This is a genomic window from Pseudomonas shahriarae, assembly GCF_014268455.2.
Classification (GTDB): domain Bacteria; phylum Pseudomonadota; class Gammaproteobacteria; order Pseudomonadales; family Pseudomonadaceae; genus Aquipseudomonas; species Aquipseudomonas shahriarae.
The window spans coordinates 5,402,470-5,415,602 of sequence record NZ_CP077085.1 but is presented as its reverse complement, the minus strand read 5'-3'; the positions used below and the strand labels follow the sequence as shown (position 1 = coordinate 5,415,602).

13 protein-coding genes are annotated in these 13,133 nt (G+C 59.8%); 8 read left to right on the top strand and 5 right to left on the bottom strand.

Translation table 11 applies throughout. The features are described 5' to 3' along the window. Nucleotides 1-187 precede the first annotated feature (187 nt). Nucleotides 188-634: a DUF4879 domain-containing protein gene (locus tag HU773_RS24210; RefSeq protein WP_169990511.1), complete on the top strand. Its 447-nt coding sequence runs from the start codon at nucleotides 188-190 to the stop codon at nucleotides 632-634. Nucleotides 635-648: 14 nt separating this feature from the next. Here HU773_RS24210 and HU773_RS24205 read toward each other — a convergent pair whose 3' ends face one another. Next, a complete protein-coding gene (locus tag HU773_RS24205) occupies nucleotides 649-1,881 on the bottom strand; it encodes an MFS transporter (protein ID WP_057958374.1) in 1,233 nt (410 codons plus the stop codon). Nucleotides 1,882-2,224: 343 nt separating this feature from the next. Between HU773_RS24205 and HU773_RS24200 the strand changes: the two genes are divergently transcribed. The 3 genes from HU773_RS24200 to HU773_RS24190 are packed head-to-tail and all read left to right on the top strand — an operon-like array spanning nucleotide 2,225 to nucleotide 4,855. After that, entirely contained in the window at nucleotides 2,225-3,664 is a 1,440-nt protein-coding gene (locus tag HU773_RS24200; protein ID WP_186625032.1) for a cytochrome ubiquinol oxidase subunit I, read from the top strand. Between the two features lie 3 nt (nucleotides 3,665-3,667). Further along, entirely contained in the window at nucleotides 3,668-4,675 is a 1,008-nt protein-coding gene (cydB, locus tag HU773_RS24195) for a cytochrome d ubiquinol oxidase subunit II (protein WP_057958376.1), read from the top strand. Nucleotides 4,676-4,687: 12 nt separating this feature from the next. After that, on the top strand, nucleotides 4,688-4,855 hold the full coding sequence (locus HU773_RS24190; RefSeq protein ID WP_081044180.1) for a DUF2474 domain-containing protein: 168 nt from the start codon (nucleotides 4,688-4,690) through the stop codon (nucleotides 4,853-4,855). Between the two features lie 50 nt (nucleotides 4,856-4,905). On the opposite strand, the gene HU773_RS24185 is transcribed toward HU773_RS24190, so the two are convergent. Next, on the bottom strand, nucleotides 4,906-6,030 hold the full coding sequence (locus HU773_RS24185) for a methyltransferase (RefSeq protein ID WP_186625034.1): 1,125 nt from the start codon (nucleotides 6,028-6,030) through the stop codon (nucleotides 4,906-4,908). A gap of 176 nt (nucleotides 6,031-6,206) precedes the next feature. Next, nucleotides 6,207-6,917 carry a helix-turn-helix transcriptional regulator gene (locus HU773_RS24180; protein WP_128592784.1) on the bottom strand — a complete coding sequence of 237 codons (711 nt, stop codon included), beginning with the start codon at nucleotides 6,915-6,917 and terminating at the stop codon, nucleotides 6,207-6,209. A gap of 460 nt (nucleotides 6,918-7,377) precedes the next feature. Between HU773_RS24180 and HU773_RS24175 the strand changes: the two genes are divergently transcribed. Continuing rightward, on the top strand, nucleotides 7,378-8,154 hold the full coding sequence (locus tag HU773_RS24175) for a ferredoxin--NADP reductase (protein WP_057441142.1): 777 nt from the start codon (nucleotides 7,378-7,380) through the stop codon (nucleotides 8,152-8,154). 56 nt (nucleotides 8,155-8,210) lie between these two features. Here the strand turns inward: HU773_RS24175 and mscL are convergent, their stop codons facing one another. After that, nucleotides 8,211-8,627, bottom strand: a complete 417-nt coding sequence (gene mscL / locus HU773_RS24170; protein WP_057441140.1) for a large-conductance mechanosensitive channel protein MscL — start codon at nucleotides 8,625-8,627, stop codon at nucleotides 8,211-8,213. A 287-nt stretch (nucleotides 8,628-8,914) separates the two neighbouring features. Here mscL and HU773_RS24165 point away from each other — a divergent pair, with 287 nt between their 5' ends. The 3 genes from HU773_RS24165 to radA all read left to right on the top strand — a co-directional run bounded on the left by HU773_RS24165 (nucleotide 8,915) and on the right by radA (nucleotide 12,468). After that, nucleotides 8,915-10,456: a catalase gene (locus tag HU773_RS24165; protein ID WP_186625036.1), complete on the top strand. Its 1,542-nt coding sequence runs from the start codon at nucleotides 8,915-8,917 to the stop codon at nucleotides 10,454-10,456. Between the two features lie 78 nt (nucleotides 10,457-10,534). Beyond that, entirely contained in the window at nucleotides 10,535-11,065 is a 531-nt protein-coding gene (locus HU773_RS24160) for an ankyrin repeat domain-containing protein (protein ID WP_186625038.1), read from the top strand. Nucleotides 11,066-11,100: 35 nt separating this feature from the next. Further along, nucleotides 11,101-12,468 carry a DNA repair protein RadA gene (gene radA / locus HU773_RS24155; protein ID WP_057441136.1) on the top strand — a complete coding sequence of 456 codons (1,368 nt, stop codon included), beginning with the start codon at nucleotides 11,101-11,103 and terminating at the stop codon, nucleotides 12,466-12,468. A 126-nt stretch (nucleotides 12,469-12,594) separates the two neighbouring features. Here the strand turns inward: radA and HU773_RS24150 are convergent, their stop codons facing one another. Continuing rightward, the gene (locus HU773_RS24150; protein WP_057958379.1) at nucleotides 12,595-12,963 is read right to left on the bottom strand and encodes a PilZ domain-containing protein; all 369 of its coding nucleotides are present in this window, start codon (nucleotides 12,961-12,963) and stop codon (nucleotides 12,595-12,597) included. Nucleotides 12,964-13,133 lie beyond the last annotated feature (170 nt).

Below are 13,133 nucleotides of genomic sequence, written 5' to 3'. Positions count from 1 at the left end.
CGCCGTGATTTGTTGACCTCAAAGTCAAAGCACAAACTGCGCCAAGCGCCGCGTGTTTTCTACAGAGGATCGGAAAAAGCGGCGCATCATACCAGCAGGTCGACGACCTGTGGCGCCCGGCCTCGGTTTTGTTGAGTGTGGCCTTGAGGCATACTCCGTCGACGTTCAGTCCAGGGTCATCCAGAGCATGAAAAAAGCCATCGCGTGGAGTCTAGCTCCGTTCGCCTGTCTCGGCCTGTGGCTGGCGGTGGCACCGGCGTGGGGCGCGCCTGCACCGGCCTTGAGCGAAGTGCGGGTGTTCCAGGTGCAGTCCCAGGGCTGCAGCGAGTCCATCGCCGAGGGCGCCGACCGTACCCGGCAGTGCCAGCACCGTGGGGCGACGCGGGTCTCGGTGATGGAAGTGGGGCTGGGCAACAATTCCATCGCGACCTTTGATGGGGCGCGGCTTGCGGGACAAAAGACGGCGATTTGCCAGGTCGGCTCCGTCAGCCAGGCCTGCAATGGCGCTGGTACATTGATGGGCTACATCTATGTATTTGACGTGGATATCCGCGCCGCAGGCTGGTTCGAGTACAGCAACACGTCGATCAACGCGCCCCGCAATACCCTGGTGACTCAGTTACGCATCCAGTGATGGCTCCTGCAGGTTCAGGGCGCTTCGGCCGGCATATGCATGCGGTCCCGATTGGCCAGGGTCGGGAACAGCTTGATCCACACCCCGGTCACCACCAGCGTCCCGACCCCGCCCAGCACCACGGCGGGTACCGTGCCCAGCCAGTGGGCCGTGACGCCGGACTCAAATTCGCCCAACTGATTGGACGCGCCAATAAACAGCCCATTGACCGCGCTGACCCGCCCGCGCATTTCATCGGGGGTTTCCAGCTGTACGAATGAGGCACGGATCACCATGCTGATCATGTCCGCCGCCCCCAGCACCACCAGCACCGCCAGGGAGAACCAGAACGAGGTGGACAGGCCAAAGGCAATGGTCGCCACGCCAAACACGCCGACCGCGGTAAACATCACCCGGCCCACACGCCGGTCCACGGCAAACCGTGCCAGCCACAATGACATCAACAGCGCGCCGACTGCCGGAGCCGAGCGCAGCAGCCCCAGGCCCCAGGGGCCGGTCAACAGGATGTCCTTGGCAAACACCGGCAGCAACGCCGTGGCGCCGCCCAACAACACGGCAAACAGGTCCAGGGAAATTGCCCCGAGGATGTCCGGCCGGCTGCGGATAAAACGAATCCCGGCGAGCAGCGAGTCGAGGGTGGCCTTGCCCTTGTTCAGCGGGGTCTGCCGCGCGGGGAGGTTGAGGGTCAGCATGCAGGCAATCAGGTACAGCAGCACCGTCGGGCCATACACCCAGGCGCTGCCGAAGGCATAAAGCAGGCCGCCCAGGGCCGGCGCGACGATGGTTGCCGATTGCTGGGCCGACTGCGCCGCCGCCACTGCCCGAGGGAACAGGGCGCTGGGCACGATGCTCGGCAGCAGGGCCTGGGTTGTGGGCATTTCGAAGGAGCGGGCAGAGCCCAGCAGGAAGGCGAGGATAAAAATCATCTCGCGGGTGACATTGTCCGTCAGGCTGCCAATCACCAGCGCCAGAGCAATCAATGCTTGCAACGTCTGGCAAATGGCAGCGACTTTACGCCGTTCATAACGGTCCGCCACATGCCCGGTGTGCAGCATAAACAGCACCCGCGGCACAAATTCCACCAGGCCCACCAGCCCCAGGTCCAGCACATTGCCAGTCAGTTGGTAGAGGTTCCAGCCGATGGCCACGGTGAGCATCTGGAAGCCGCTGGCGGTAAAAATCCGCGCCAGCCAGAACGCGATGAAAGGGCGGTGATGACGTAACAGCAGCGGGGTTTCACTGGGCATCGGCAAGGACTGGACTGAACCTGGGAAGCGCCGAGATTAGCATCAAGCTGTAACAAATAGTTGCTGGAAAGGAAATATCCTTAGCAAGACATCTATTTCGCTGAGTCAACCTGTCACGCGGCAAAAGACCACACAGTCCAACCTGGAAAATGGGACTACTCTTTCATCGATGCTTGATCCAGATCAATGCTGATTGCAGCGCTGGTGTGGCGGCCAACAGGCCAGAATCCCTACGTGGTTGGTAAAAAAAGAACGAATTGCAATTCGCCACACTCCATATCCGTGGGGGCAGTGGGTGCAGGCCCCCAGCCAGCAGCCGGTATTACCTGACAGAGGAAGACTTATGTTCGGTTTGGAGGCGCTAGATCTCGCCCGAATTCAATTCGCATTCACCATCTCGTTCCATATCCTGTTCCCGGCCATCACCATTGGCCTGGCCAGTTACCTTGCGGTGCTGGAAGGTCTGTGGCTCAAGACCCACAACGATACCTACCGTGACCTCTACCATTTCTGGTCGAAGATCTTTGCCGTCAACTTCGGCATGGGGGTGGTCTCGGGCCTGGTCATGGCCTATCAGTTCGGTACCAACTGGAGTCGTTTCTCGGACTTCGCCGGCTCCGTCACGGGGCCCTTGCTGACCTATGAAGTACTCACCGCGTTCTTCCTCGAAGCCGGCTTTCTTGGGGTGATGCTGTTCGGCTGGAATAAGGTCGGGCGCAAGCTGCACTTCTTTGCCACGGTGATGGTGGCCGTCGGTACGTTGATCTCGACCTTCTGGATCCTCGCCTCCAACAGTTGGATGCAGACCCCCCAAGGTTTTGAAATCGTCAATGGTCAGGTGATTCCAACCGACTGGATGGCGGTGATTTTCAACCCTTCGTTCCCCTATCGCCTGGCCCACATGGCCACGGCAGCGTTTGTCGCCACCGCGTTCTTCGTCGGCTCCTCGGCGGCCTGGCACCTGCTGCGGGGCAAGGACAACCCGGCGATCCGCACCATGTTGTCGATGGCGATGTGGATGGCCTTGATCGTTGCGCCGATCCAGGCGGTGATCGGTGACTTCCACGGCCTCAACACCCTCAAGCACCAGCCGGCGAAAATTGCGGCGATTGAAGGGCACTGGGAAAACGTCGGTAACGAGCCGACCCCGCTGATCCTGTTCGGCTGGCCGGACATGAAGGAAGAGCGCACCAAGTACAAAGTGGAAATCCCCTACCTGGGCAGCCTGATCCTTACCCACTCCCTGGACAAGCAAGTGCCGGCCCTCAAGGAGTTCCCGCCTGAGGATCGCGCCAACTCGACCATCGTGTTCTGGTCGTTCCGCATCATGGTCGGCCTGGGCCTGTTGATGATCTTCACCGGCCTGTTCAGCCTCTGGCTGCGCAAGGGCGACAGGCTGTACACCAACAAACCGTTCCTGTACCTGGCGCTGTGGATGGGCCCGTCGGGGTTGATTGCGATCCTGGCCGGCTGGTTCACCACCGAAATCGGGCGCCAGCCCTGGGTGGTCTACGGCTTGATGCGCACGGCGGACGCGTCCTCCAACCACAGTGTGATGCAGATGAGCATCACCCTGGTGCTGTTTGTGGTGGTGTACTTCGCCCTGTTTGGCGCCGGCCTGGGCTACATGATGCGCCTGGTGCGCAAAGGCCCGGTCACCCACGAAAGTACCGAACCGGCCCACGGCGGCCCCGGGCAGCAACGCACCCCGGCGCGTCCATTGTCGGCGGCCGATGACAGCGGCGACGCCGATCACGGCGACACTCTGAACAAGGGGAATTGAGTCATGGGTATTGATCTTCCGCTGATCTGGGCCGTGATCATCATCTTCGGCATCATGATGTACGTGGTCATGGACGGTTTTGACCTGGGGATCGGCATTCTCTTCCCGTTTATCCCGGGCAAGACCGACCGTGACGTAATGATGAACACCGTCGCCCCGGTGTGGGACGGCAACGAGACCTGGCTGGTGCTGGGGGGCGCGGCGTTGTTCGGCGCGTTCCCGCTGGCCTACTCGGTGGTGCTCTCGGCGCTGTACCTGCCGCTGATCCTGATGCTGATCGGCCTGATCTTCCGTGGTGTGGCTTTTGAGTTCCGTTTCAAGGCCAAGGATGACAAACGCCACCTGTGGGACAAGGCGTTTATCGGCGGCTCGCTGGCGGCGACTTTCTTTCAGGGCGTGGCGCTGGGGGCATTCATTGAAGGCATCCCGGTGGTTGACCGCCAGTTCGCCGGCGGCTCACTGGACTGGCTCTCGCCGTTTGCCCTGTTCTGCGGCGTGGCCCTGATCGTGGCGTATGCGCTGCTGGGCTGCACCTGGCTGATCATGAAGACCGAAGGCAAGTTGCAGGAGCAGATGCACAACCTGGCGCGGCCCCTGGCGTTCGTGGTGTTGGCGGTAATTGGCATTGTCAGCATCTGGACGCCCCTGGCCCACCCGGACATCGCCTCGCGCTGGTTCACCCTGCCGAACCTGTTCTGGTTCCTGCCGGTGCCGATCCTGGTGTTGGTGACCATGTATGCGCTGGTGCGTGCCGTGGCCCGCAACGCCCATTACGCGCCGTTCCTGTTGACGCTGGTGTTGATCTTCCTGGGCTACAGCGGCCTGGGCATCAGCCTGTGGCCGAACATCATCCCGCCGTCGGTCTCGATCTGGGAGGCTGCCGCGCCGCCACAGAGCCAGGGCTTTATGCTGGTGGGCACGCTGTTCATCATCCCGTTCATCCTGGGTTACACCTTCTGGAGCTACTACGTGTTCCGCGGCAAGGTGACCCATGAAGACGGCTATCACTAGGAGGCTTGGACCATGACCGGTAAACCTTCACTGGACGAGATCGAACAGGCCGAGAAAAAGCCGCTGTGGCAGCGCCTGGGCTGGCTGGCGATGATCTGGACCGGCAGCGTCCTGGCCCTGTTCGTGGTGGCCAGCCTGATGCGCATGTTCATGAACGCCGCGGGCCTGAGCACCCACTGACATCCCGCACCTTTATGACCCTCCTTGCGGAGGGTTTTTTTTGCCTGGGTTTACTTGCGTGCCTTGAGGATCACGAACTTGGGCGTCGCCGCGACCTGCTCCACACCACGGAACAGCCGCGCCAGCTTGCTGTGATAACCCAGGTGACGGTTGCCGACGATATACAAGGCGCCGCCCACCACCAGTGCCTCGCGGGCCTGCTGGAACATGCGCCAGGCGAGGAAGTCCCCCACCACCTGTTGCTGGTGGAACGGTGGGTTGCACAGCACCACGTCCAACGATTGCGGCTCCTGGTCCGCCAGGCCGTCGCCGGGGCGAATCGTCACTGGCCGCTCACCCAGCGCCGCGCGCCAGTTCTCGGCGGCCGATTGCACAGCCATATAGGATTCGTCCACCAAGGTGTACTGCGCCTCGGGGTTTTGCAGGGCACTGGCGATGGCCAGGACCCCATTGCCGCAACCCAGGTCCGCCACGCGGGCGCTGCCCAGGTTGGATGGCAGGTGCGGCAGAAAGGCACGGGTGCCGATGTCCAGGCCTTCACGGCAGAACACATTGGCGTGGTTGAGCAGCTCGATGGCCGGCGCGTCCAGGCGATAACGCGTGGGGTAGGGCGAGACCACCCGGGGCCGATCAGCCAGGGTGGCAATCAGCAACCGGGCCTTTTTCACTGCCAGCGACGCGTGCATCGGCCCGATGTAGCGCTCCAGCAGTTCACCGGCGGCGCGGGGCAGATGCTTGACCATGGCGCCTGCGATCACTTCGGCGCCGGGCGCCAGTTGGCCTTGCAGGCGGATCAGTTGTTCTTCCAGCAGCGCCAGGGTTTTCGGCACTCGGATCAGCACGCGGTCGAAGGGCCCGCTCGGCACCTGGCTGGCAGGCACGAACGACACGGCATCGAAGGTCTTGTGGTTGCGTACCAGGTTTTTTTGCAACGCTTGGGTGCCTAGAAACGAATCGCCACTGGTGGTGACACACATCTGCCCTTCAAGGCTGGCCGCCAGCGCGCCAAAGCTGTCATTGAGCACCAGCACGCGGGTGCTGCTGGCCGGTTGCTGCTCCGCCAGATAGGCGAGCAGATACTCGTCAGCCGCATCGAAGGCTTGCAGCGGTTCGTTTGGCTGCTCGGGCTGGCGGATCAGGTCGAGTTGGGCGAAGGGGCTATCGAGCAGGGGCATGGCGGGGGAAACTCTGGATAATCGACGGGTGTTCCAGGCTAGGCGAGGAACCTTCTGAGTGGACTGCGACGCGGGCTTTGACGAGCGGCGTCATCACTCAGAACTGGCCGTAAATGTTACGTTTTTTTCACCGGGATTACATTCGGTGTTTTCAAGAGGATTTGAGCCGGTTGCGCTTAAAAAAGACCGTTTCTCACGGCGCTGATCACGGCGGCGATTTTATTGCTGACCCCCAGCTTTCTCATCGCACTGCTGATGTGAAATCCGACGGTACGTTCCGATAGGCAGAGAATTGTGGCGATATCAGCCGCAGTTTTGCCCAGTGCCGACCATTGCAGGATCTCTGTCTCGCGGCTGGTGAGTTTGGCGGGGCACTGGAAAGTCGGCCCCTGGCTGTAGGTTTGCGCCGCCACCGTATGCAAGGCATGGCATATCCACAGAACCTGGCCCGCTTTTTCATAGAGCTCATGGGCCTGCACCGGCCCCTTGCGTCGTCCCAGGTTGATCATACTGAAGAAGCCCCGGAAGTCGTGCACCGACTGGGCCCAGCCGAAATTCAGGCCTTGGGCATGTACGTGAGCCCACATGTCAGGTACTGCGGAAAAGGTTTTCTCTTCCCATACAAGCGGTAGCACATCGCGCTTACAGTGAATAACCAAAGGGTCCATTTCAAAGTAGTTTTCTGTTTTGTAGATTTTGTTCCATTCATCCGGATAGTTGTTGAGATGGATGCTTCTGTTAGGGCGGTAGAGAGCATTGGAACCCATTATAAAACCGCAGTATTCGAAGCCTAGCTCATAGGTAATGTTCAGAGCGGCTTCAAACATCGTTGTTACCTCATCTTCACCTTCAAGTTTGGGTAACCGTGTGTTTCGCCAGTTGACCATCGGTAACACTCCCTGAGTTTTACGCTGATTGTTTGCGACGCACGTCCTCATAGCGCCAACGAATCGAGTGTAGGACAGCATGCAATGCTGGGGTGGGAATTTTCGCACTTAGCAGGGCGTTTTTTATTGGTAATAATCTTCCTCGCACCTTGTGAGACGTGGCGGGCGGTGGCCGTGATTCAGATTTAATATCTTGTTTTTCATTGATTTGCCGAGAAGTCTGGCAGCGTGCCACCGATGATTGTTAGTGGGAAGTAGCGCCTGTGGGGAGAAGGTAATAGCTAAATGTTTTTAGTTGGAATCATATTGCTATCGCTCTGTTTTTTTCATATTCAAGTGTAGGGCGTTCGGCTTTTCTGCTCGGATAAATCCCCTGGATGGGGATGTCACTACAAACCAGCGGTGTTTCCAGGCTCCGCTTTGGGCCACACTAGGGGTTACCTGTAGACCGGAGCCCCCCATGACGGCCAGTGCGGAAAAATTCACACGCCAGACCTTGCTTGATGTGCAGTCGTTGACCCCCAGCCTGTTTACCCTGCGGACCACTCGCGACGCGGGTTTTCGCTTTGTCGCCGGGCAGTTTGTGCGCCTGGGTGTGACCAAGCCCGATGGAAGCCTGGTGTGGCGTGCCTATTCGGTGGTGTCGTCGCCCTTCGACGAGTTTCTTGAGTTTTTCTCGATTGTGGTGCCGGGCGGTGAGTTCACCAGTGAGTTGAGCCGCCTGCGGGTGGGTGATGAGCTGCTGGTGGAGCGACAGGCCACGGGTTTCTTGACCCTGAACCGCTTTGTCGATGGCCGCGACTTGTGGCTGCTGGGCACGGGCACCGGGATTGCGCCGTTTCTGTCGATCCTGCAGGACTTTGAAGTCTGGGAAAAATTCGAGCGCATCATCCTGGTCTATAGCGCCAGGGAAGCCAGGGAGCTGGCTTACCAGACCCTTATCAAGGAACTGGCTGAGCGTGAGTACCTGAGCGAACACGCCCATAAGCTCACCTACCTGCCCATCGTCACCCGGGAGCAGCACCCAGGGGCATTGAATGGGCGTATCACCACCCTGATCGAAAATGGCGAATTGGAACGCGCGGCGGGCGTGGCGCTGACACCGGAACATTCGCGGGTGATGATTTGCGGCAACCCGCAGATGATTGATGACACCCGGCAATTGCTCAAGCAACGCGATATGCAGTTAAGCCTGACGCGTCGGCCAGGGCAGGTGGCGGTAGAAAACTACTGGTAAAAAAAGGCGCCCGGTGAGAGGCGCCTTTTTAGTAGCTGACAGGTATTGCGGATCGGCTACAGCGGCTTGTTGTTCTGGGCCTTGAGCAGATCGCGGATCTCCCCCAGCAATTCCTCTTCCTTGGTGGGCACCGGTGGCAGGCTTGGCGCAGCCGCTTCTTCACGCTTGAGGCGGTTGATGGCCTTGACGCCCATGAAGATCGCGAACGCGACGATCACGAAGTCGATGATGCTCTGGATGAATTTGCCGTAGGCCAGGACCACCGCCGGAATATCGCCCTGGGCCGCCTTGAGCGTTACTGCCAGATCACCGAAGTCCACACCGCCGATCAGCAGACCGATAGGCGGCATCACCACGTCGCCTACAAAGGACGAAACAATTTTGCCGAAGGCGGCGCCGATGATAATACCGACCGCCATGTCGACCACATTACCTTTGACCGCGAAGGCCTTGAACTCACTGATCACGCCCATAGGTTATTCCTTGTTACAGTTGAGAGGAGAGGAACTCAGTGTAAATCAGTCTGCAAGAGCTTGCTCGACACAACGGTTAACACTGTTCGTTGTAATCGACACATTAAAACGCAAATAGTTTGCAAAGTGCCATCAGTCGCGCGCGAAATACCCGTTATTTCAGGGCCTTACCACACTATTTTTTTAATCGTGATGGTGTGGGTTTTCTATTTATCTTCTGGCGTCAGCATCACTAGCCTCTGGCAAGCACCCATAAAAGTGCATTAAAAAAACCAGAGGATTGCATGATGAAAAACCTTATTAGTCGCAGGTCTATTGCTGCGCGCAATGTGCTTTTGATTGCCAGTACCAGCCTGTTGTCGTTAGCCGTCAGTGCCGCCAACCTGACCCGCGATAATGGTGCAGCGGTGGGTGATAACCAGAACTCGCAGACCGCCGGCGCAAACGGCCCGGTCTTGCTGCAGGATGTGCAACTGATCCAGAAGCTGCAGCGTTTTGATCGTGAGCGTATCCCCGAGCGCGTGGTGCATGCCCGCGGCACCGGCGCCCACGGCACCTTCACCGTCACCGACAACCTCAGCGACCTGACCAAGGCCAAAGTGTTTGCCGCCGGTGAGGCCACGCCGGTGTTTGTGCGTTTCTCTGCCGTCGTCCACGGCAACCACTCCCCGGAAACCCTGCGCGACCCGCGCGGCTTCGCCACCAAGTTCTATACCGCCGAAGGTAACTGGGACCTGGTCGGCAACAACTTCCCGACGTTCTTTATCCGCGATGCCATCAAGTTCCCGGACATGGTGCATGCCTTCAAGCCCGACCCGCGCACTAACCTGGATGACGACTCCCGTCGTTTCGACTTCTTCTCCCATGTTCCAGAGTCCACCCGCACACTCACCGAGTTGTACTCGGACTCCGGTACACCGGCCAGTTACCGGGAGATGGACGGCAATGGCGTACATGCCTACAAGTTGATCAATGCCAAGGGTGAAGTGCACTACGTCAAGTTTCACTGGAAGAGCTTGCAAGGCATCAAGAACCTGGACCCCAAGGAGGTCGTGCAAGTGCAAGGGCGTGATTACAGCCATATGACCAACGACTTGGTTACTCACATCAACAAGGGCGACTTCCCCAAGTGGGACCTGTATGTGCAAGTGCTCAAGCCTGAAGAACTGGCCAAGTTTGATTTCGACCCCCTGGATGCCACCAAGATCTGGCCCGATGTTCCCGAGCGCAAAGTCGGGCAAATGGTGCTGAACCGCAATCCGGCCAATGTCTTCCAGGAAACCGAGCAAGTGGCCATGGCCCCGGCCAACCTGGTACCAGGTATCGAACCGTCGGAGGACCGCTTGTTACAAGGTCGGGTGTTCTCCTATGCCGATACGCAAATGTACCGTCTGGGCGCCAATGCCCTGCAACTGCCGATCAACGCTCCACGGGTCAGCGTCAATAACGGCAACCAGGATGGTGCGATGAACTTTGGCAAGACCAGCACGGGCGTGAACTACCAGCCAAGCCGCCTGATGCCGCGGGAAGAGCCGCAAAGTGCGCGTTACAGCCAGACGCCCCTGGCCGGCAGCACCCAGCAGGTGAAAATCCAGCGCGAGCAGAACTTCAAGCAGGCGGGCGACTTGTATCGTTCCTACAGCAAGAAAGAGCGCCAGGACTTGATCGAAAACTTCGGTGGCTCCCTGGCAACCACGGATGACGTCAGCAAGCACATCATCCTGTCATTCCTCTACAAGGCCGACCCGGAGTACGGCACGGGCGTGGCCAAAGTGGCCAAGGGCGATCTGGCGCGGGTCAAGGCACTGGCTGAAAAGCTGACCGACTAATCCACCCCTCCTGTAGGAACGAGCTTGTCGCCGCCAGTTCAAGCTCGCTCCTACAGGGACCTGCAGAGGATGTTGATGATGCGTAACTTTATAGGGGCACTACTGGCCTGCTGGTCCTTGAGTGTGTTCGCCGACCCGCAGGCCCTCAAGGCGCAGTTACAGGATTACTACTTCGACGCTGCCCGACGTGGCGACGTGGAAATGCTCAAGACTTTTATCGAATCCGGCTATTCCCTGAATACCGTCGATGACAAGGGCTACACCGCGCTGATCCTCAGCGCCTATCACGGGCACGAACCGGCCGTGGAGCAACTGCTGGCAGCCGGTGCCGATGCCTGTGTGCAGGATAAACGCGGCAATACGGCGCTGATGGGCGCGATCTTCAAGGGCGAGTTGCGCATTGCCCGGCGTTTGCTGGGCACCGCCTGCAACCCCGACCAACGCAACGGCGCCGGACAGACGGCGGCCATGTATGCCGGGCTGTTCAAGCGCGTCGAACTGCTCGATGCGCTCAAGGCCCAGGGCGCCGACCTGAATGCCGAAGACCCGCTGGGCAACAGCGCTACACGATTGGCCAACGGTGAAATCCGTACCGCAGCGCCACGCTGAGCTATCATCGCGGTTTTTCGGTTGGAGGTTCTCAGATGGCAAAGGCCAAGCGCATGTACGGCTGCACAGAGTGCGGCGCGACCTTTCCCAAATGGGCGGGCCAGTGTGGCGAGTGTGGGGCGTGGAACACCCTCACGGAAACCATGATTGAAAGCGGTGGCGCCGCAGCTCCCAGCGGGCGCTCCGGCTGGACCGGGCAACAAGCCCAGATCAAGACCCTGGCGGAAGTCAGCGTCGAGGAAATCCCGCGCTTTTCCACGGCGTCCGGCGAGCTCGACCGGGTACTCGGTGGTGGCCTGGTGGACGGCTCGGTGGTGCTGATCGGCGGCGATCCGGGCATCGGCAAGTCGACCATCCTCTTGCAGACCCTGTGCAGCATCGCCAGCCGCATGCCAGCCCTGTACGTCACCGGCGAAGAATCCCAGCAACAGGTGGCCATGCGCGCCCGCCGCCTGGGCTTGCCCCAGGACCAATTGCGGGTCATGACCGAGACCTGTATCGAAAGCATTATCGCCACCGCCCGCGTGGAAAAACCCAAGGTGATGGTGATCGACTCGATCCAGACGATCTTCACCGAGCAACTGCAATCGGCGCCGGGAGGGGTGTCCCAGGTGCGGGAAAGTGCGGCGTTGCTGGTGCGCTACGCGAAACAGAGCGGCACGGCGATTTTCCTGGTGGGCCATGTCACCAAGGAAGGCGCACTGGCCGGCCCGCGCGTGCTGGAGCATATGGTGGATACGGTGCTGTATTTCGAGGGCGAGTCCGATGGGCGCCTGCGCCTGTTGCGGGCGGTGAAGAACCGTTTCGGCGCGGTCAACGAGCTGGGGGTGTTCGCCATGACGGACCGGGGGCTGAAAGAAGTCTCCAACCCTTCGGCGATCTTTCTGACCCGCGCCCAGGAAGAAGTACCGGGCAGCGTGGTGATGGCAACGTGGGAAGGTACCCGGCCAATGCTGGTGGAAGTCCAGGCTTTGGTGGACGACAGCCATCTGGCCAACCCGCGCCGCGTGACCCTGGGCCTGGATCAGAACCGCCTGGCGATGTTGCTGGCGGTATTGCATCGCCATGGCGGGATTCCGACCCATGACCAGGACGTGTTCCTCAACGTGGTCGGCGGCGTCAAGGTGCTGGAAACCGCGTCGGACCTGGCCTTGATGGCGGCGGTCATGTCGAGCCTGCGCAATCGGCCGCTGCCCCATGACCTGTTGGTATTTGGTGAAGTGGGCCTGTCGGGCGAGGTACGCCCGGTGCCCAGCGGCCAGGAGCGCCTCAAGGAAGCCGCCAAGCATGGTTTCAAGCGTGCCATCGTGCCCAAGGGCAACGCGCCGAAGGAGGCGCCGCCTGGGTTGCAGGTGATTGCGGTGACGCGGCTCGAACAGGCACTGGATGCCTTGTTCGAATAACCCGAAATACCACAGAACCCTGTAGGAGATGGCTTGCTTGCAATGGTGTCGAATCAGTCGCTGCGTCCCTGACTGACACGCCGCCATCGCAGGCAAGCCAGCTCCTACATTGATGTGTGCACATCGTCAGATGTTCAGTAACTCGCCCAGCTCCCGATGCAGCTCCTCCTCATCCCCCAGGTTCAGCTCGATCAGCCTGCGCAAATGGCTGATCGAGTCCAGGTCGATATATTCGCAGACGAACCCCAGTTGCCCCTTGTCGTCATGGCTCAGCCGCACTTGCATGCTCACGTCCGTGTCGGCGTCCAGGTGAATGTCCACATCAAAGGGCTCGTCACCCTTGCCCAGCCATGGCGCGGGCTTTTGCACCAGCAACCCTTTGAGCGATAAATCCACCAGTTGCACCGGCCATTGCTGGCCGTTTTGCTTAAGCTCGGTCTTGGCATTGAAGGCAATCCGCCGAAAACGGCGTCGATCTGACGGCTGGTCGCTCATGGTGAAACCCTCTGTTGGTCCAGGGATTGTAGCCTTGCGCCATTATCGGGCGTTTATTTCTGTTTTTTTCGCCCCGGCAAGGCTCTAGACCAACGTAGGGGGCTGGTCTTTAGGGCACAGCGCGCTAAACTCGGCCTGGCTGTCTTTCTGTCCACCCTGGCTGGAATATA

What these genes read in the sequence shown, in the direction of transcription:
- HU773_RS24210 (WP_169990511.1), top strand. Translation starts at nt 188, where the DNA reads ATGAAAAAAGCCATCGCGTGGAGTCTAGCTCCGTTCGCCTGTCTCGGC.
- HU773_RS24205 (WP_057958374.1), bottom strand. Translation starts at nt 1,881, where the DNA reads ATGCCCAGTGAAACCCCGCTGCTGTTACGTCATCACCGCCCTTTCATC.
- HU773_RS24200 (WP_186625032.1), top strand. Translation starts at nt 2,225, where the DNA reads ATGTTCGGTTTGGAGGCGCTAGATCTCGCCCGAATTCAATTCGCATTC.
- cydB (WP_057958376.1), top strand. Translation starts at nt 3,668, where the DNA reads ATGGGTATTGATCTTCCGCTGATCTGGGCCGTGATCATCATCTTCGGC.
- HU773_RS24190 (WP_081044180.1), top strand. Translation starts at nt 4,688, where the DNA reads ATGACCGGTAAACCTTCACTGGACGAGATCGAACAGGCCGAGAAAAAG.
- HU773_RS24185 (WP_186625034.1), bottom strand. Translation starts at nt 6,030, where the DNA reads ATGCCCCTGCTCGATAGCCCCTTCGCCCAACTCGACCTGATCCGCCAG.
- HU773_RS24180 (WP_128592784.1), bottom strand. Translation starts at nt 6,917, where the DNA reads ATGGTCAACTGGCGAAACACACGGTTACCCAAACTTGAAGGTGAAGAT.
- HU773_RS24175 (WP_057441142.1), top strand. Translation starts at nt 7,378, where the DNA reads ATGACGGCCAGTGCGGAAAAATTCACACGCCAGACCTTGCTTGATGTG.
- mscL (WP_057441140.1), bottom strand. Translation starts at nt 8,627, where the DNA reads ATGGGCGTGATCAGTGAGTTCAAGGCCTTCGCGGTCAAAGGTAATGTG.
- HU773_RS24165 (WP_186625036.1), top strand. Translation starts at nt 8,915, where the DNA reads ATGAAAAACCTTATTAGTCGCAGGTCTATTGCTGCGCGCAATGTGCTT.
- HU773_RS24160 (WP_186625038.1), top strand. Translation starts at nt 10,535, where the DNA reads ATGCGTAACTTTATAGGGGCACTACTGGCCTGCTGGTCCTTGAGTGTG.
- radA (WP_057441136.1), top strand. Translation starts at nt 11,101, where the DNA reads ATGGCAAAGGCCAAGCGCATGTACGGCTGCACAGAGTGCGGCGCGACC.
- HU773_RS24150 (WP_057958379.1), bottom strand. Translation starts at nt 12,963, where the DNA reads ATGAGCGACCAGCCGTCAGATCGACGCCGTTTTCGGCGGATTGCCTTC.